The 19,041-nt window shown below is 50.5% G+C and carries 15 protein-coding genes; 7 read left to right on the forward strand and 8 right to left on the reverse strand.

The features are described 5' to 3' along the window. The first annotated feature begins 14 nt into the window (after positions 1-14). A complete protein-coding gene (locus tag H144_RS0109835) occupies positions 15-1,094 on the forward strand; it encodes a sterol desaturase family protein (protein ID WP_019941886.1) in 1,080 nt (359 codons plus the stop codon). Positions 1,095-1,148: 54 nt separating this feature from the next. On the opposite strand, the gene H144_RS0109840 is transcribed toward H144_RS0109835, so the two are convergent. Continuing rightward, positions 1,149-2,327, reverse strand: a complete 1,179-nt coding sequence (locus H144_RS0109840) for a peptidoglycan DD-metalloendopeptidase family protein (protein ID WP_019941887.1) — start codon at positions 2,325-2,327, stop codon at positions 1,149-1,151. A gap of 118 nt (positions 2,328-2,445) precedes the next feature. Here H144_RS0109840 and H144_RS0109845 point away from each other — a divergent pair, with 118 nt between their 5' ends. Next, a complete protein-coding gene (locus tag H144_RS0109845; RefSeq protein ID WP_019941888.1) occupies positions 2,446-3,558 on the forward strand; it encodes a PDDEXK nuclease domain-containing protein in 1,113 nt (370 codons plus the stop codon). Here H144_RS0109845 and H144_RS0109850 read toward each other — a convergent pair whose 3' ends face one another. Next, positions 3,559-4,056 carry a DUF1579 domain-containing protein gene (locus H144_RS0109850; RefSeq protein WP_019941889.1) on the reverse strand — a complete coding sequence of 166 codons (498 nt, stop codon included), beginning with the start codon at positions 4,054-4,056 and terminating at the stop codon, positions 3,559-3,561. Between the two features lie 167 nt (positions 4,057-4,223). On the opposite strand from H144_RS0109850, the gene H144_RS0109855 reads away from it, so the two are divergent. Continuing rightward, the gene (locus H144_RS0109855) at positions 4,224-5,243 is read left to right on the forward strand and encodes a GlxA family transcriptional regulator (RefSeq protein WP_026350560.1); all 1,020 of its coding nucleotides are present in this window, start codon (positions 4,224-4,226) and stop codon (positions 5,241-5,243) included. Between the two features lie 55 nt (positions 5,244-5,298). Here H144_RS0109855 and H144_RS0109860 read toward each other — a convergent pair whose 3' ends face one another. Then, complete coding sequence (locus H144_RS0109860) at positions 5,299-9,474, reverse strand: carbohydrate-binding protein (RefSeq protein ID WP_026350561.1); 4,176 nt, start codon at positions 9,472-9,474, stop codon at positions 5,299-5,301. A 144-nt stretch (positions 9,475-9,618) separates the two neighbouring features. After that, the gene (locus H144_RS0109865) at positions 9,619-9,879 is read right to left on the reverse strand and encodes a hypothetical protein (protein WP_019941892.1); all 261 of its coding nucleotides are present in this window, start codon (positions 9,877-9,879) and stop codon (positions 9,619-9,621) included. Between the two features lie 179 nt (positions 9,880-10,058). Between H144_RS0109865 and H144_RS0109875 the strand changes: the two genes are divergently transcribed. Both H144_RS0109875 and H144_RS31660 read left to right on the forward strand, forming a co-directional pair. Continuing rightward, complete coding sequence (locus H144_RS0109875; protein WP_019941894.1) at positions 10,059-11,018, forward strand: YjgN family protein; 960 nt, start codon at positions 10,059-10,061, stop codon at positions 11,016-11,018. 18 nt (positions 11,019-11,036) lie between these two features. Next, a complete protein-coding gene (locus H144_RS31660; RefSeq protein WP_019941895.1) occupies positions 11,037-12,131 on the forward strand; it encodes a M48 family metallopeptidase in 1,095 nt (364 codons plus the stop codon). Positions 12,132-12,246: 115 nt separating this feature from the next. On the opposite strand, the gene H144_RS0109885 is transcribed toward H144_RS31660, so the two are convergent. The 3 genes from H144_RS0109885 to H144_RS0109895 all read right to left on the reverse strand — a co-directional run bounded on the left by H144_RS0109885 (position 12,247) and on the right by H144_RS0109895 (position 15,397). After that, positions 12,247-13,110, reverse strand: coding sequence for a hypothetical protein (locus H144_RS0109885; protein ID WP_019941896.1), 864 nt, complete (start codon positions 13,108-13,110; stop codon positions 12,247-12,249). A 413-nt stretch (positions 13,111-13,523) separates the two neighbouring features. Beyond that, the gene (locus H144_RS0109890) at positions 13,524-14,420 is read right to left on the reverse strand and encodes a hypothetical protein (protein ID WP_157504603.1); all 897 of its coding nucleotides are present in this window, start codon (positions 14,418-14,420) and stop codon (positions 13,524-13,526) included. A gap of 137 nt (positions 14,421-14,557) precedes the next feature. After that, a complete protein-coding gene (locus H144_RS0109895) occupies positions 14,558-15,397 on the reverse strand; it encodes a hypothetical protein (protein WP_157504605.1) in 840 nt (279 codons plus the stop codon). 166 nt (positions 15,398-15,563) lie between these two features. Between H144_RS0109895 and H144_RS0109900 the strand changes: the two genes are divergently transcribed. Together H144_RS0109900 and H144_RS0109905 are read left to right on the forward strand one after the other, a co-directional pair. After that, the gene (locus H144_RS0109900; protein ID WP_019941899.1) at positions 15,564-16,367 is read left to right on the forward strand and encodes an SHOCT domain-containing protein; all 804 of its coding nucleotides are present in this window, start codon (positions 15,564-15,566) and stop codon (positions 16,365-16,367) included. A gap of 144 nt (positions 16,368-16,511) precedes the next feature. Continuing rightward, entirely contained in the window at positions 16,512-17,387 is an 876-nt protein-coding gene (locus H144_RS0109905) for a mechanosensitive ion channel family protein (protein ID WP_019941900.1), read from the forward strand. Between the two features lie 60 nt (positions 17,388-17,447). On the opposite strand, the gene ahcY is transcribed toward H144_RS0109905, so the two are convergent. After that, positions 17,448-18,764, reverse strand: coding sequence for an adenosylhomocysteinase (gene ahcY / locus H144_RS0109910; RefSeq protein ID WP_019941901.1), 1,317 nt, complete (start codon positions 18,762-18,764; stop codon positions 17,448-17,450). Positions 18,765-19,041 lie beyond the last annotated feature (277 nt).

Here is a 19,041-nt window from a genome sequence, read left to right on the forward strand (position 1 = left end):
AATACTGATCACGCATGAACCTGGACAAATCCCTGGCCCAAAAAATAACCCGCGACGGTCTGATCAGCGTGGTGCTCTACCTCGCGCCCATTGTATTGATGTTTGCCAGCTTCCAGATTTTCGGTTACCGGCCGTGGGAGGGTGTCAACGCGTTTCCGTTCAAAGCACCGGGATTCGTTGAAGATGTATTCAAAAACCTGAGCAGCTGGGGGTTACCGGTGATTATTCTCGTGCTCGGCGCGATCGAATTTGCGGCGGGTTTGTACGAAAACAAATGGACGAAGAACGAACGCATTCTGGATATTGTCTGCTTTGTCGTTCCGAAGCTGATTATCCGGCCTTTCGTGGCATATTTTGGATTAAAATTCCTGCCGCTGGTGCTGCCCGACGCGAAGAATGCATTCGAATGGGTGCCATTCTGGTGGGCATTCCTGATCATCGCCGTAGCCGACGACCTTACGCAATACTGGTACCACCGCCTGCACCACCAGGTGCCCTGGCTATGGCGCTTTCACCGCACGCACCACTCGGCCAATTACATGGGAATGGCGATGGCGAGCCGGCAGAATGTGATTTACACCCTGTTCTTCTCGCAAACCTACCTCACCATTGCGCTGACGTATCTAGGTCTGGGTTATGCCGCATTGTTTGTGAAAGTGATCAAATCGTTCATCACAACGGGCGCGCATTCGAGCATTCCCTGGGACAAGCCGTTTTACGAAAAGAAATGGCTGCAACCGATCGGCTGGGTACTGGAAAGGCTGATTTCCACACCCGCCACACACCATGCACACCACGCCGATACCACCGATGATGGGGTGGGGTATTACAAAGGCAACTTCGGTAATATGTTTTTTCTCTGGGATATCATTTTCGGAACGGGCATTATCACGCGCAAATATCCGTCGAGCTACGGCATCAAGCATTACCAGGAGGAAGAATGGTATGCGCAGTTTATGTGGCCCATTTTTAAATCCAAAAAAGAAGGCAGCGAGCTATCTCACAACGGCCCCATCGTAGGCGATGCCGAACCGGTGGAAGTGCATGAGCCGGTAGCGCTCAAATCCGAGCCAACTACCGTGGCAGTCGCTTAAATTCATACCTCATTATTGTCGGAATCTCGGTATGCGAATACCGGGATTTTGCATTTAATCGGCTTTGCTAATGCCTTCGGACTTGCCTTTGCGCGCTTGGAGCGGTACCGTCGGAATATAACCTTTCGTCCCATCATCCAGCTGAATGCGGTACCCCTTGCCCGACTCCCCGATGATACGCACCGGCTCGCCTGCCGGCAGTGCCCTGATCATTTCAGCGCGGCTAAATTGAGCACTGGTGTACAGATTTGCCTTCTTTTTAATGGTAACCGTATCGCCCATCCATTTCGAAAGCTCGGGCAAACCCGCCAGCTTTTCCTTCCGATCGTCGATAAACGGCAGCGGGTTCACTGCGCCGGAACCGCGGGCGTAAATGCCGAAATGCAAATGCGGCGACGTGGTGATGGCATTACCCGTATTCCCGACTAATCCGAGCGTATCGCCCAGCCGCACGCGCTGGCCTGTGGACACGACCTGGCTATCCAGATGCGCATAATACAGCGAATAAGGGTTATCCAATGAAGATACGAACACCACTTTTCCACCCAGGTTGTTGGTCCCAACCTGGGTTACGAAGCCGTCACGCGCGGCAATGGCGGGTGTCCCGCGGCGCGCACGTATGTCGATGCCCTCGTGCAGGCGTGCGCCTGCGTCGCGGTCCGCGCCCCAGAAACTGATCACGCTCGACATGCTGTGCCCGGCGACGGGAAATGCAAGCGTCGGTTCTGTGAGCAGCGATACGGCTACGGAAAGCGTTTGGTGAAGCCCCGTCTGCACTTTCAGGAGAAGCGTATCCTGGCCGTCGTTGGCGTAGGTAATGTTGGCGACATTGTCTTTGAGGTATTCCAAACGCTGGGGCTTCCCGTTCCGCTTGATTTTATACAATTCCAAAAACAGCAGCGCCGTGGAATCTTCGTTCGACCGGTTTGGTGTGATAACGAGCCTGCGGCCTTCGGGTACCGTCAGCCTGAACGCCTGCGCCGGAATGGAATCGCCGAGGAAAATGCGCTCCTGGTGGGGGACGGCGGTCACAAGTGAATCCGCAAGCACGGCGGTACTCATGCGAAACCATGTCTGCCCGGCCGATGTTTTCTCCAACTTCGCTTTCAGCAACTCGCGCTCATAGTGCTCCTGCGGCGTGACGGGAAACCAATGCGAAACCGGCACAGGTTTACAAGCGGCCCAAAGCGCGGCCAGCAATGCGAATGCGGATATTTTTTTCAGGATTTTCATTTGTTGATGACTTTGTAAAACGCAGGATAACAAAGTCGTGCCATTGGGACATTAGATGAGGTTCGCCAACGGGCGTTGGTCGATATTGCCGTTTTCGGACTTTTAAAACTTCATCGACATGGCAAACTTTAGTGCATTGGTGAACTCGATTCACGAAACAAATTCAACGCTTCAGCAAAGCGCTTCCAAGGCGATCAATCGTTATTTGACAATCCGCAATTGGCTAATCGGCTTTCATATTGTCGAATTTGAGCAGCACGGCGAAGATAGGGCACAATATGGGCTGCGGCTGGTCGACGAACTTGCAGAAGTATTGCGCATTGCAGGCCTTGGTGCGAGGAATTTGAAACTGTTCAGACAGTTCTATCTGACTTATCCGCAAATTGTGCAGACGCTGTCTGCACAATTCAAAAATGGGTTGCCTGCCAAATCGAAAGACTTGGCGGAAATAATTGGCAAGGTCGGCTATGTGCTGGACGATGCCTCAGCGAAGCGTTCAGTGGATCCGGATGTGTTGATTTCCAAACTATCTTTCTCACATCTTACGCTACTACTTCCGCTTCGGGAGCCTGAAAAAAGGCGATTCTACGAGAACCAATGCATCAAAGGCAATTGGAGCGTTTCTGAGCTGAAAAGACAAATCAACACCCTCTACTACGAAAGGTCAGGGCTAAGTATTGACCCCGTTGCACTAGGCCGGGATGTCGAACAGCATGCTCAGCGGGTGGGTATTGCGGACATTATCAAATCCCCTTTCACTTTTGAGTTTTTGGGCTTGGAAGCCAAAGATGTGGTATATGAAAACGACCTGGAACAGGCATTGGTCGAAAACCTGGAAGCTTTTCTGATTGAACTGGGGCATGGGTTCTGTTTCGAGGCGAAGCAGAAGCGGATCATTATCGGGGATGATTACTTTTTTGTGGACCTGGTTTTTTACCACCGCATTCTGAAATGCCACGTGCTGATCGAACTGAAAACCAATGAGGTAAAACACGAGCATATCGGTCAGCTGAAAACTTATATCAATTACTATAAAAAAGAAGTGATGGCCCGCGACGATAACCCGCCGGTGGGGTTGCTGCTCGTCACAAACCAAAACCGCGCACTCGTGGAGTACGCGGTGGCAGACAGCGATATGCAGCTGTTTGTGAGCAAATATGTCGTGCAGCTGCCGACCAAAGAACAGTTGCAGGACTTTATTCAAAATGAACTGGCGCAAATGCGGCCATAATCAGCCTACGCGCTTGTAAACCGTTTCCGTCGCCTTGTCTTCGTCGCCTTCCGGGGAAATGTTATAGGCAGTGATGACCAATGTGTCGGGATCGGTGAGCTCGGCAACGGTGCGCCAGTTCCAGGGGGCGGGATATTCGGGGACGCTGTACTGGCCGAGGACGGTGAAACCATTTTCGGTAGGGGTGCCGTTGGAGAGCATCATGCCCGTGCCCATGTGAAAACTGTCGACCCAAAACGCCTGGGCATTGCTGTTGGGAATGTCGAAACCGTAGATGGCGATGCCCTGGAAGGGCTTTCCGTCAATGCTCCCCTGGTATTCGTGCAGCAGGAAGCTGCCGCCGAGGATGGATTTGATGGTACCGGTCATCCCGGACTCGTCGGCCAGGACATTCGGTTCGAACCATGTTTTAGTGACGCCCTTCCAGTTGCCTACGAGGCTTTGAAGTTGGTGGTGTGTTCCGGATTCGAGGGAAATTTCGAATTTGCTTTTGGACATAGTGTTTGAATTTAAATGGGCATCGGTTGAAATTTGTTAATTCAAAATTTGACAAAAATAAGAAGCAAAACAAGGTCGAAGATGCCAATCGCGAGGGGTATTTGGGACAAAAATATTTATATTGGTGCCCGCTTTGATCTGAATGTCAAAGATTAACCATCAACAACATGCTACAATTAGGTCTATTAATTACCAATCGGCACCGCTTATTGAGCGTAGCAGCGATACTCGATGTTTTCGAGTCGGTGAACAGCTTCTACGAACGTGCCAATCAGCCCCATTTTTTCAACATTACCCTGTTTTCGCCCGACCCTGAGCCGGGCCAGTTTTACGGCGCCTATGCCATGCAGCCGATCAGCGAGTTTACGAAGCAGGATTTGATCCTGATACCTGCATTCGGTTCGGGCGATGTGCAAAGTTCCATTACGAGCAACCAATGCTGCGTTCCGTGGCTTTGGGAGCAATATAAAAACGGCGCGGAGCTGGCAAGCTTCTGTACCGGTGCATTCCTGCTGGCCGCTGCCGGCTTGCTGAATGGCCGGCATGCTACCACGCACATCGATGCGGCGGAGGCGCTAGCGTCTAATTTCCCGGATATTATCATGAAAAGCGACGCGGTAGTGACTGAGGACAGAGGTATTTATACAAGCGGCGGCGCTACGAGCAGCTTTCATCTGATGCTGTACCTGATCCAGCGTTTTTGCGGAAAGGATCTCACATTGCGGACGGCCAAGATGTTTGCGATCGATATGGACCGGGAGCAGCAGACGTATTTCGGCACATTTGCCCCGCCGCAAGATCACGGCGACGGCCTGGTAAATATGGCGCAACAGAAAATCGAACAGGAATACCAGGAGGGCAGCACGATAGAGGTGCTGATCCAGGACATTCCGGCGAGCCGGCGCAACGTGGTAAGGCGTTTCAAGCAGGCCATCGGCGTGACGCCGATCGAATATTTGCAGCGCACGCGCATCGAAGCAGCGAAGAAATTGCTGGCCCAAACCGACCAGAGCGTGCTGGAAGTAATGCTGAATTCAGGCTATAACGATCTGAAATCGTTTCGGCAGCTCTTCAAGAAAAGTACCGGCGTAACGCCGAAAGAATACCGCGACAAGTTTAATATCGCCCGCCTCGAAAGCGGGAGCAGGCTCAACCGCCGCCTGAGCGGGGCCGCATTTTTAGATTGAAACAACAAAGCCCGGACCGCAACGATCCGGGCTTTTTCTCTATTGATCTTCTGTATTAATTGACTTTCGCCACCTTCCTGAACGCCCGGTCGTTCCCTTGCCTGATCTCGACAATGTAAACACTCGCAGGCAAATGCGTGATGTTCAGCTGGTGCTCGAAGCGGTTGGCCGTTTTATTCACCTTCATATTCTTGAAAAGCCGTCCTGATTTCGCGTCGAAAATACGGATTTCGATCAGCTCTGTTTTCTCGTTGGCGAGGTCGATCCGGAGGTAATCGGAGGTTGGGTTTGGATAAACATTCACATCCGCATGCAGGGGAGCCTCCGGTTCCAATGCCGGCGCGGCCATTTCCACCGCTGCCTGGCGCGCATTGGAACCGTCGGCAGCCATGACGAAAATCGGCGTTTCGCCGGCGGTAACCGTCACTTTGCCATCCACGATCGGCAGCTCGGCCATAGCCATATTGTCGGCGCCGGCGGTAGGGGTGTAAATTCTCGCAACGCCCGATTGGTTGAGGTTCAATGTATATTCGGCGGTGCGGCCTACCTCGTCGGGCACGGTGAGGATGTAAACCGATTTGCCGTTCAATTCGTAACGGTCCACGATCGGGTCGTTATGGATCGTTTCCTTGTATTCGTACTGGCCGAAAAGCTTCTGCGTTTGCAGGAAATAGTCGGCAGATGGCCGGCGGGTCTGGTCATTGTTTACAAATCCCGAAGTGCCGAACATCCCGCCGTGGCCGTGATCGTCATACATTTGGTAGAAAAACAACTTTTCGACCCCATTACGGGCAGTGAAGAGCGACGTGCGCAGAATCCAGTCCGCCTGCGTCTGCATTGCGGACTTGCTGCCGATCGGGATCGCTTTCAACGGGCTTTCCGGGTGTATGTCGTAACCGGCTTCGGTATTCCAGATAGGCAGGTCATTGGACACTTCGCGGGTTACTTTCACGAAGTTTTCGAGGATTTGCTTTGCGTTCGTCACCTCCGGCGCCGCACCGCGGGTAGAAGTACCGCTCTGGCTCGACGATGCATTATCGGTATACAGGTGAAAATTAACCACATCCCAGCAGAGGTTCACGGTTCCATCGGCATTGAAGCCGCGGAATTCCTTGCACCAATCCACCATTCCCTTCACGAAATCGGGGCCGGTAACCAGCCCGGCAATGACTACTTTCATGTTCGGGTCGGCATTTTTCACGCCTACGCCAGGACCCATCGTATTTTTATGTCCGTCATAAAATGCCGACATGTTCGCTGCGTATTCGCGGGCGGTCTGGTAGCCTTTGCGGCCTTTCCACCACTTGTCGCGCTCGTTGTCGCATTCAATGTATTTGATCAGGTTAAGGCCGATTTTAATGGTATTGACCGGGTCGTTCGTCCAGCGCGGTGTAGTGGAAACGCTTAGCAGCGAGGGGTCTACATTGGGATTACTTCCATAACGAGCCGCATACTGGAACGCTACCCTGGCTTGTTCTTTGTAGGACACCGGATCCGAAAAGCTCTTTCCGTAGCGCACCGGCACATTCTCGGGATCGCGCTGGTCTTCGGGGTATGTTTCCCGCATCCAGGCGGGCTGCGTTTTAAGACAAGCCAGTATTTCGATGCCTTCCTGCTTGCAACGTTCGTAAATCAAATCGTAATTCCAGCTGCCGCTTAATGTGGGATTGTAGGAATACACGCCTTCCGACGATTCCAGTTTTTCCCAATCCATATAATGACGCAGGCCGGTGAAACTCTTCGCTACCTGCACCTTCGATTCGACTAGCGATTCGGTATGCGCACCATCCTGGAAATACCATTCGTAACCATTCACACCGAGCATGTCGTTGAGTTTGATATGCTTCGCACGAGCCGGTTTGACGGTCTCTGTGCCCGGCGTATAGCTGCCATAGAACTCGATTTCCGTCGGTAAGGTGTTCGACATCGTCATGACCAGGTAGCGGATGTTGCTCATCGGTTGGTCGAGTTTGAACTGCGCGTCGCCGGAAAGCTGGCGATCGGGGTAGGGGCCTACCCAGCCATTGTAGATCTCGCCGGTGAAAGTCGCCACCGGAATGCGTTCCCATTGATCGGTGATCACGGCAAGCGTTAGCGGGAAATCTTGCGCAGAACCTGTAAAATCAAAGAATTTAACTCCATTCAAAGTGATCTGCTCGTCGTCTTTCAGCGGGTAATAGGCTTCGTAATTGTTGATCACCTTGCCCCAGCCCGTCAGCACGTTTTCTTGCGTATTGCCGTCGAACAAGCCTTCCAGACCGTTGGCGGCATTCGTGAGCTGGTACCAGCGTTTCGGATCGATCGGGATTTTGGTGCCGAGCGCGGGGTTGTTCGGGTTGGAATTGTCCGAAACCGTGAACGTTCTGGCCACATTATCGGCCGTCAGATAATTATTATTACCCGCTTGCGAAGCGGTAATGGTCACCTGCCCGGCTGTGTGAATGGACGCCTTCCAGATACCGCTCGCGTTCGAAACAGATACAACCGACGGATTGGAAGAAGTAAATTGTAACGGTGTTTCGGGATTGGTACTGCTGGCGGTCAGATTGAATGAGCCATCGGTCAGGCTTTTGTCCGAAATGGCGTCGAATGTGATGACGGATTTTCCCTGCACCGAACCGGGGATGACTTCAAACCAGTTGAAATTGAATGCCCCGCGATTGGCGAAAATGCGGAAAATCTGGCTGCCCGCTTCAAGCTGGATCGTCGTGCGGACGGTAGTATAGTTCTGCCAGCCGCCGGTTTGCGGCACATCTACGCTTCCTAGTACGGCCCCGCCGGTGTTTTTGAACTGAATATTGCCATTTCCCCATTGGTTGGCCACCCGGAAGTTTACCGTGTAGGTGCCGGCTGTCGGGACATGCACATTATAGTCCATCCAGTCGTTGTCGTCGATGTAATTGACGTTCTGGTCACCGTCTACGTCGCCCGTCGTTTCGGTCCGGACGTCGGAAGCCGCGTCGAAAGTTTCAGCTTCGATGCGCGAGGCAAGTGCGCGCGACTCCAGGGCTTCAAACCAATTGAAATTCCAGCCTCCTTTCGTCGCGAAAACGCGCAGGCGCTGGTTACCGGCGGGTAGGGAGGCGAGCATGCTCACCGTTTTCCAGCCCTGCATTCCGCCTGTTTGAGGTAACACAATGCTGCCCAGGTCGTTGCCGTCGCTGTTTTTGAGGGTCAATGCTGCCTCGGGACTGAAACCGTTTGCAATGCGGTACTTGAAGGTGAAAACCCCTGCCGTCGGCACGTGCACATCGTAGTCCATCCAGCTGTTGTCCTGTATCCACTCTACATTCTGACCACCGTCGGCATCTTCCGTATTTTGTAACTGTACGCTGTGAGAATCGTCGAAATTTTCGGCCTCCACCTTGGCAGGCAGAATGGTGCCGGTAATACGCTGGCTGGCCGAAACGAATGAGAACCAATTCAGGTTGAATGCCCCGCTTCTGGCAAACAGCCTGATCACCTGGCTGCCTGCAGGCAAAGGCACGGTGGTGCTGATGGTTACCCAGTTCTGCCAGCCGCCCGTTTGGGGCACATTAACGCTACCCAAAACCGCGCCGGAAGCATTCTGTATTTCAATGATACCATTTCCCCATTGATTGGCAACCCTGAACTGGATTTCATAATCGCGTGCATTGGCCAGGCTGAGGTTATAATCCATCCAGTCGTTATCGTCAATGTAGCCGACGTTCTGGCCGCCGCCTTCGTCGCCCGTATTCTCCGTACGGACTTCGCGCATGGCATCAAAACTTTCTGCTTCCACCTTGCCTGACGACAGCGGCCGCGAGGCCGATACGTCGAACCAGTTGAAGTTCCAGCCGCCTTTTTCGGCGAAAATGCGGATCGTCTGGTTGCCTTGCGGGAGTAGTGCTACAAATGAAACCGTTTGCCAGCCTTGCATTCCGCCGGTCTGGGGGAGAACAACACTGCCGAGCGTTGCGCCGCCGGCCGAGCGAAGGGCCAAGGTAGCTTCGGGGCTGTAACCATTGGCAATGCGGAAACGGAACGTGTAGTAACCGGCCGACGGTGCCTGGACGGCGTAATCCATCCAGCTGCCATCCTGGATCCAGCCTACGTTTTGTCCGCCGTCCGCGTCCGAAGTAGCTTCGGTGCCGACGGCATTCATTGCAACAAAATCTTCTGCTTCAATCTTTCCGGGAAGTAACTTATTTGACTGAGCCTGAATAGAGAAGGAGATAAAGAAAAAACAGAGCGTAAAAATTTTAGTCATTCGTCGGGTCTACAAAAAATTTAAGTGAAGATACGACGAATTCAAATCCGACTACAAATTTTGTAGTAGGTTTTGTGACTACTTTGTGAAAATAGTCACTTTGTCCTGAATTAACTTTAAATTGTGAATGTTGTAGACGGCTGTTTACTTAAATGCCGGAATGCCAGGTTCTTCGCCGGGCAGCGGCTCCACTTCCGGGACGACCGGTTCGACAGGCGGCAACTCCGGCTCCGGCTCAATGGGCGGGGTTTCGGGCTCCTTTTCGTAGGGCGGCGTTTCCTCGGGAATGTCGGGCGAAGGAACTTCGGGCCGTGGATCGAACGGCGGGGTTTCGCGAGGATCGGTAGGATCGCCGCCACCGGCATTCGTATCCAGGTATTCGTTAGCCATTTGATAGATATCCATGATTTCCGATTGTTTTGATGAAATGTTGTGGGGCGTTTATTAAAAGAATTGTGCCGGAAGCTAATTTTCTACGTCCGCGTGATGACTGTTAATAAAGAATTTATCTAATCGCGAATTGAAATTTTTATATTTGATTTTCCTCGCTTTCATTGACTTTCTTCACTTTCAAATCTAACTAAATGGAACTGCATCAAAACGAAACCCGCCAGCTCAGTTTTCACGGCGAAGGTGCTAAGCTGTTCGGTATTTACATTGTCAATATTCTGCTGACGATGGTTACGCTGGGTATTTATTATCCCTGGGCAAAGGCCGCCTTGCTGAAATACATGTATGAAGAATCGGAGTTTGAGGGCAGCCGGTTTACCTTTCACGGAACGGGGAAGGAAATGTTCAAAGGCTTTATCAAAGCGATCGGGATTTTCATCGGGCTTTACGGTATCCTTTTCCTGGCCGCATTATCGCGGAATTTCACCATTACCATGCTCGGTGTTGCGGTCTTTTACATTGGTTTATTGATTTTGGTACCCATCGCCATTCACGGTGCGCTGCGCTACCGGACGTCACGTTCATCGTGGCGCGGAATCCATTTCGGGTACCGCGGAGACCGTAAGGAATTTCTGAATATGTTTATAGTGGGAAGCCTGATCACCATTTTTACGTTCGGGATTTACGGGGCGTGGTTTGTGATTGAAATCCGGAAATATATTTTTAAGAACCTCCGCTTCGGCAACATTACATTTTCCTACGAGGGCGAAGGGTCTGCTTTCTTTTGGATGAATTTCAAAGGGTACCTGCTCACGGTGATCACGTTTGGTATTTATTTTTTCTGGTGGGCCAAAGAGCTTTTTGCCTATTATGTCGACAATATCCGAATGTACCAGGGCGAGACGCGGCTTACCTTCCGTTCCACAGCTACCGCGGGCGGTTATTTCAAACTCATTATCGTGAACTTGCTGATCATCGTGCTCAGCCTGGGCCTGGCAACACCCTGGGCGATTGTGCGGGCCATGCAGTTTGTATTTAATCATATTCATATCGATGGACCGCTGGACGTGAATGCCATCACGCAAACCGAAGCCGATTACACAGACGCAACCGGCGAAGATCTCGCGGATATGATCGATATTGGGCTTGTTTAATCACATTCGACCCCTTTCATGCAGCATTTCAGTGCCCGTTACCACGACGGCAGGCGCTCCATCGCGCACGACGCTACGCTTACGCTCAGGCCTGATCACTGGCTTATCCATTATCAGGACCCGTCGGGCGAGCTCACTTCTGCGCGATGGACGCTGCCCGGCATCGTCACCGACGAGAATTTCAGCGACCTTTTCATATTCCGCTACGGCAGCTTCCCGCAGCAGACCATCGAGTGCAAGGACCGGCAGCTACCCGCCGCACTCACGCAGCATTATCCTGACCGGGTCTTTTTCAAAAAAGGTATTTCGCGGCTTTTCAAGCTGAGTAATACGGCTATTGCGGGTATGGCCGTGCTTGTAGTGGCTCTTTTGGGGGTGGCGTACTGGTACGGGCTCCCGCTGCTGGCGAGCGCCGTTGCGTCACGCGTACCCGTGAGCGCGGAGGTGGAAATGGGAGATACAATGTACGAGAACTTGCTCCACGGCTACGACGTCGACTCCACGCTCACCGTTAAAGTGAACGACTTCGCCCGATCCATCGATTTCAAAACGCGGTATCCCATTCGGGTGACGGTGGTAAGGGAAAAGGACGCCAATGCATTCGCATTGCCGGGCGGGAACATCGTCGTATTCGATGGTATCCTGCGCAAGATGAAAACGAAGGAAGAGCTCGCCGCGCTGCTCGCGCACGAGGTGTCCCACGTCCATTACCGTCATTCATTGCGTAACGTCCTCCGAAGCCTGGGCGGTTACCTGTTCCTGTCTATCCTCCTGAACGACATTAACGGCATCGTCACCGTCCTCGCCGACAATTCCAATGCCCTTGCCAACCTTACCTATTCCCGCGAGCTGGAAACCGAAGCGGATCAAAAGGCTATGGCGATTTTCCAATCCGAAGGCCTGAATATCAAAGGTTTCGTGGATTTATTCACGATGCTCAAAGGTGAACATGGCGACATGACAAACCTGAAACTGCTCAGCACGCACCCGCTGACCGAGGATCGGCTGAGGGCCGCGGAGGCGGCAGTGAAGGGGCAACGTAATGTAAAGGAAGATGCCGGATTGGAGCGGAAATGGGAGGATATCGAACGCGGCTATCATGGGGATGAATAAAACCGGGCCGTTTTTGGGCGGCCCGGTTGAAGTCAAGTCATTAACCGTTGGATCTACTGTGAGATATTTACCATGAAGACGGGTGACACTAATGATCACCTATTTTCATGGATTTTCAATTCGAATATTTAAGCAAGTCAACAGTAGTTTTTACGCCATTATTATTGCCATACCCGAGTGGGTGATATTCGGTAACTCTCGTCGTTACGTACCCATCCGAATTAGTCGAATAGGTAAGTTTGGTAAATGTTATCGGCTGATTGGAGGAATTAAGCTGGGCAACCGATATTTGTTGAACGAGGTAGTTGCTGAAATTTCCATAGATATGGAGATATCTGTCCAACCCGATATCCGGATTTAAGGGGTATTTATCCGTGATCAATGTCCCACCCGGCAGGGTGTAGCCGATTGTCATTTCGCTGACCGGCCCCGTGCTTTCATGCACACTGATCGTTCGTAGCCGATATTCCTTCGTAGCGCTGTAATAGGCATGATCGAATATGATTTTGTAAGTCGAAGCGTTTTGCGGTATCGCCTTTATTTCGGTCAAACGATTTGCGGCGTTGTACATGTATGCATAGTCGATCTGATTAGTCACGTCACGGCTTGCAATGCATTTTCCATTCGAAACCTGAAATTTGTGCTCATTAACCAGAGCATTGCTGGCTTTGTCGTAACGCTTACTGATGATCCATAAATCGGTGGAGCCGTTATTGTCATTATAGGAGTATTCTGTAAAATACTTGCTATCGGTCACTTTGGAAAGTTTGCCGGCATACCTTCCCCAATTGACATATTCCAAAGTCTTATCTCCATCTATAACCAGATTAGGATTGGCGATTAATTTTGCATTTTGATCCGCTGATTCCACGGAAGAGGATTGCAATGTTGCAATGGGCTCATCGTTTTGGCAAGAGCTCAGCAACCCTGCCAGTACCAAGATCCTTAACAGTTTTTCGGAAATTTTTGAGTGCTCCATAATACTTAGATGTTTAAATGGTGATTTTAAATCGAACGTTCGATTTAAATGTATCTAAGAATTGCTTTCATACTAAAATTATTGAATTAACGGCTTTTGTTGATGATTGTTCTGCGTAATGGTAATTAAAGTTTTCCATTTATACATAACTTTACTCCCTATTGGTATTTTTTTACTGTTGTTTAATGTATTCGGTATTGGGAACTAATTTGATTAATTATTTCTGTCATGATTTTTTAATAGTTTTAATATTTAGCTATTTTTTTATTTTTTTGGGATTTTTGAGTAACTAAATAGCTTATTGTAATATTTGCTGACCTCAACTTGACTTTCTATCATTGATCGAAATGTACTGTAAAAAAAGAAAAGCAGTCAATAATGCATTGACTGCTTTTACGATTAAATTGATAAAATTATAGACCTGCCCAGCTAGTGGAATATTTCAGCTCGCCCGATATAGTTTGCTTCCCATTATTATTACCCGCGCCACCAGGGAAGTATTCGATTGTACGAAAGGTCGGATAACCATCCGAATTGAGGGTGTATGTAAATCGATAAAATGGAATGAGGCTGCTTGGATCAGAAGCCAGTTTTGCAGTCAGGTCGGTGATTAAGGCGTCACTGAACTTTCCGAAAATTGGCAAATATCTGTCAAGTTCGGAGAACTGCGGGTTGAGATGGTATTTGTCGGGAATATTGCCGACACCCGACTTGTAGTAATTGTAGTCAATTGTTTTGTAAGTAATTCCATTCGGATTTGCAGCGGTAACGTTGGATGCGAATGTGAGAATATTCAAGCGTTCAACTCCGGTGGCTGAAATATAGTCATATGTGAATATGCGCTTACTTGAAGATCCATTAGCTGTCGATTTGATCCAATTGAGACGGCCTACCTCGCTGTAATTATATTCATAATTAATATTGGAGGTCTTATCAATACTGCTTAAACATTTCCCGTTGACAATATTGTATTGAAGTTCCTCAACCAGGCCATTGTTCGACTTCTGGTAGCGTTTGCTGGTAACACTAAAGTTATTGCCTCCACCGTCGACATAATAATACTGAGTGTAATAGTTGGTTTCCGATACCTTTGATATCCAGCCGGTAAATCTACCCGATTTTATGTACTGAAGAGAAGTGACCCCATCTTTTGTCAGTTTCAATTCCGCATTCACCTTCGCCCCAGCCTCATTCGCGAAAGCACTTTCTTGTAGCTGCGGATTCAAAACATCGTCATTCTGGCAACCCGTCAGCATCCCCGCCAACAGCAATCCTTTCAACAGATTTCCTGCGATGTGTAGTTTTTTCATAACGTTTAAAATAAAATGTGTGAATTGGATTAAAATGGAGTCAAACTTAGTCTTGTCGCAGAACACGCTTGAAATCCGATAGGTGAATGGTTTAAATGGGTAAATTTTCGGTTGTTGGAGGAGGTGCCGGATTGAAATTATAAGCCGGGAGTAGTGTACGTCCGGTTCGTCACGAGAGGAACGCCGCCCATGCTCGAATTCGCAGTAATGGTCTTAGGGAAGCCGTTTGCGTTGAAGGCATAGGTTAGACTGTATGTGGGGTATGCCGCGCCATTCCAGGGGAGCATTTTGGTAGATTCATAAGTGGGTAGCTGTGCCTGGAATGCGCCGAATAACGGAAGGAATCTGCTGGTAATACCGAGCGCAGTCGGGTTGACCGGATATTTGTTTTCCATACCAGTGCCGCCTTGTACCATGTAGCCGTAACTTATTTCCTTTGTCGCCGCATTCGCCTGGTTAAAGAACGAGATCGTTTTTAGCAAAGTCAGGGCGTTGGATTCGTAGGTGAATTCCATCCGTTCATTGGGGGCTGCTTTGTTGTATATTTTTGTCAGCCGGCCCGTTTGGCTATACTCGTATTTCAGCGTTTTGTTTGTCTCGGTGCTGAGGCTTTCCACGCACCGCCCCGAACCATCCAGCTGGTAGGTTACCTGATAACTCAGAGAATTAGTAGAAATTTTCCGGCGCTGCGCTACGATCGTTTGCCCGCTGTATTGATATTCGGTGTAGTAACCCTCGTCGTTATTGGTCAATTTTTTCAGCTTACCCCTGTTGACATCGTAATCGCCGAAGTATTCGAGTTGGTTGGCGTCCTCTTTCAATAGTTGGGGGGTGAATGCGATCTTCGCATGGTTGTCGTTAGCCGTAACGCCCGGTGAAGGGCTTTGCGTTACAACGTCTTCTTGCTGGCATCCGGCCAGCACCGCGGCCAGCGCCAGTCCCTTTAACAGGTTTCCTGTCATCGTGAGTTGTTTCATAAACATACCGTTTGATGGTTGAACATTTGACTTGTGTCGGTTCAAACATAAAGGCAATGTAGAAGTCGCCCGAAATCCGATGCGTGAATGGCAGGGTTCGGTAAGTATGCGGTAATTTGGGTGCTATGGCATTGTTTTTGTGTCCGTTAATCGAAAAAGGGAAATCATGAAAGTATTAAGCACAGACGGGCAGCGGAAAGTCAACGAAATCGCCGCCCGATATAAACTACAACCTGAAACCGTCGAGTCGCTTCTTAAGGCCATTATCCACGGAAATGGAACGATGGCACAGTTCAACCTGCCGGAGCTCGGCGGGCAGGGACAATGGATGAAAGGCGGCATGACGATGGTGGGCGATATGTTCAATAGTTCGCTACGTGCGAACGTCGACAAGCTGGCCGGCGAACTGGCGGATCTTGCCTCTACCACGGTACTCTTTGAAGACCGGGAAGACGAACAGCGCGCGGCATCGCAGGCCGGGATCGATGCACCGAGAGGAGCGGTCAAAGGAAGCGGCTTTTTCAGCCAGCCCAGCAGTTCGTGGCCTGCCGTATTCGGAAATCCGACGTCCAGCGGTTCGCAGAATAATTTCCGTTATGCGTATTTTGCTCCGGTCCACCGACTGGTAGTGGAGGATGGCGGTAAACGGACCATTTACGACACGAAACACCATCACATTACGGGTATTTCGCAACAACAGGGTGCCGCGAGCAGTTACCGCTTTACGAGCCAGGAGGGGCAGGTGGATTTGTCGTCGCTGGAAGTGGTGTCGGATCCCGACGCGTCCCGGCAGGCTACACCGGAAATGGCGTACGACGTGACATCCAATACTGATTTGTCTGCGGAGGCGAGAAGTCCACAGGATATTGTGATCGCTACGATCGAAAAGTTGAATGTGCTTTTTGAAAAAGGACAGATTTCAGAAGAAGAATTCAGCACTAAAAAGAAAGAGCTGCTGGATCGGCTGTAATCCTGTATTCAGTAAAAAGCGGGCGGGGCCGGGATCGAATCCGGGCCCCGCTTGTTATTTTTGTGCACCACACAACAATTGAGAGCCCGTCCATGTTTTGAATGCGCTGGCAAACAATCCGTGGCCTTGCAGATTTAACGACAGATGATTTTCGCCCAGATTTCCAAAATAGTAGATCCGATAGCTATTAAACTCGACCGCTGGACGGTGGAGATTTATCGCTTGTTGCCCAACATTTTCATCGCGATCCTGATCCTGGTTGTTTTCAGGTTCATGGCGTCGATCGGCGGTAAGTTTGTCGAGCGCATTCTCGGCCGGGCGTCGCAGAATATTGCATTGGTGGGGCTTATTTCAACCATTACGCGCATTGCAATCATCACCACGGGCCTTTTCTTCGCATTGGGGGTATTGGGCCTGGATAAAACGGTTACCTCGCTGCTCGCGGGCGCGGGTGTGCTGGCGCTGGCGCTGGGTTTTGCTTTTCAGGATCTGACGACCAACTTCATTTCAGGCGCATTCATTGCCATTCAGCGGCCTATTCAGGTGGGGGATATCATCGAAACCAATGGTTATACGGGCAAAGTGCTGTCCATCGGGCTGCGGTCGGTGAAGCTGGATAACTTCGAAGGCCAGCAGGTGGAGCTGCCGAGTAAGGACATTTTCCAGAAACCGATCGTCAACTTCACGCATTCGGGCGAAAGGCGCGTGCGAATGGAAGGAAGCATTGGCTACAAGGACGACCTCGCCATTGTGGAAAGCCTGGCATTAAGTGTCGTAAAGGGGCTCGATTTCCTGGACCCGCTGAAGCCCGTCGAATTCAACTTCCTCCGGTTCAGTGAGAAGAGCATTGATTTTGAAATACTGTTCTGGATCAGGCAGGATAAGATCGGTCCCGGACCGGCAAAAAGTACGGTGATGAAGCTGGTGAAGAAGGTTTTCGACGACCATAACATTTCATTCCCCACACCCGCGAGACCGGCCGATTTGCTGCCGCCTGCGCCCGGTAAAGCCGAGGCATAGCTGGCACAAAAAAAGACCCCGCCACGAATGCAGCGGGGTCTCTCCATATCAATCCTATTATCAATAACGGTAAGTTTCCGCTTTGAAAGGACCTTCGACAGTGACGCCGATGTAAGCAGCTTGCTCGTCCGACAGTTTGTCGAGGTTCGCGCCTACGTGTGCGAGGTGCAATGCCGCTACTTTTTCGTCCAATGCTTTTGGAAGAACGTATACTTTCTTCTCGTAAGCAGCTGTGTTAGTCCAAAGCTCGATCTGCGCCAAAGTCTGGTTCGAGAATGAGCATGACATTACGAACGACGGGTGGCCCATCGCGCAGCCCAGGTTCACCAGGCGGCCTTCTGCCAGCACGATGATGTCTTTTCCTTCAACGGAATAAATATCAACCTGTGGTTTGATCTGCGATTTGGTGTGGCCATAAGTGGTGTTCAACCAAGCCATGTCGATTTCGTTATCGAAGTGGCCGATGTTACAAACAACCGCTTTGTCACGCATTTTAAGGAAGTGACGTTCGGTGATGATTTTGTAGTTACCGGTTGCAGTCACGAAAATATTGGCACGATCAGCAGCTTCGTCCATCGTTACCACCTCGAAACCGTCCATAGCAGCCTGCAATGCGCAGATCGGGTCGATTTCGGTCACGAGTACGCGGCAGCCGGCACCACGGAGTGATTCGGCAGAACCTTTACCTACGTCGCCGTAACCTGCTACTACCGCTACTTTACCAGCAAGCATCAGGTCGGTCGCGCGGCGGATCGAGTCGACCAATGACTCGCGGCAGCCGTATTTGTTGTCGAATTTAGACTTTGTAACTGAGTCGTTTACGTTGATGGACGGCAAATGAAGCGTTCCGTTCTTGTAGCGCTCGTACAAGCGGTGAACACCGGTTGTGGTTTCTTCCGAAAGCCCTTTGATACCGTCGATCAGCTCGGGATATTCGTCGAATACCATGTTGGTCAGGTCACCGCCGTCGTCGAGGATCATGTTGAGGGGCTTACGCTCCTCGCCGAAGAACAAAGTCTGCTCGATACACCAGTTAAATTCCTCTTCGTTCATTCCTTTCCAGGCGTAAACAGGGATTCCCGCTGCTGCGATCGCCGCTGCTGCGTGATCTTGCGTAGAGAAGATGTTACAAGATGACCAGGTAACTTCCGCACCCAAAGCTGTAAGGGTTTCGATCAGAACGGCTGTCTGGATCGTCATGTGCAAGCAACCTGCAACACGTGCACCTGCCAAAGGCTGCGATGGACCGTATTCAGCACGGATCGCCATCAAACCAGGCATTTCAGCTTCTGCCAATGTGATTTCTTTACGGCCCCATTCGGCCAGCGAGATGTCTTTTACCTTGTACGGAATGTACGTTTCGGTTGACGTTGCCATTATTTTACAGTTTAGTTAATATCTTGATTTTAACACAAAACTAAGTAGAAAAACCACCGGAGGGAATATTTGCAGATACAAATTCTAAAATGACGCCCGAATTTGGATATTTTATCTTTGAAAGGCCCGCTCAGGCAGCATTATGAAGTGACGGCCCCGCGATTCGCCGGTCAGCGGAGATATTTTGTCTGTGCCCCAAAGATTTACCGGCCCGATGCCGTTCGTCGACGAGAGAATGACATTGGTCGACAATGCTTTTCAAACCCGGTATTGGCCC

Origin of the sequence: Dyadobacter beijingensis DSM 21582 (assembly GCF_000382205.1) — a bacterium.
In the GTDB taxonomy this organism is placed as follows: domain Bacteria; phylum Bacteroidota; class Bacteroidia; order Cytophagales; family Spirosomataceae; genus Dyadobacter; species Dyadobacter beijingensis.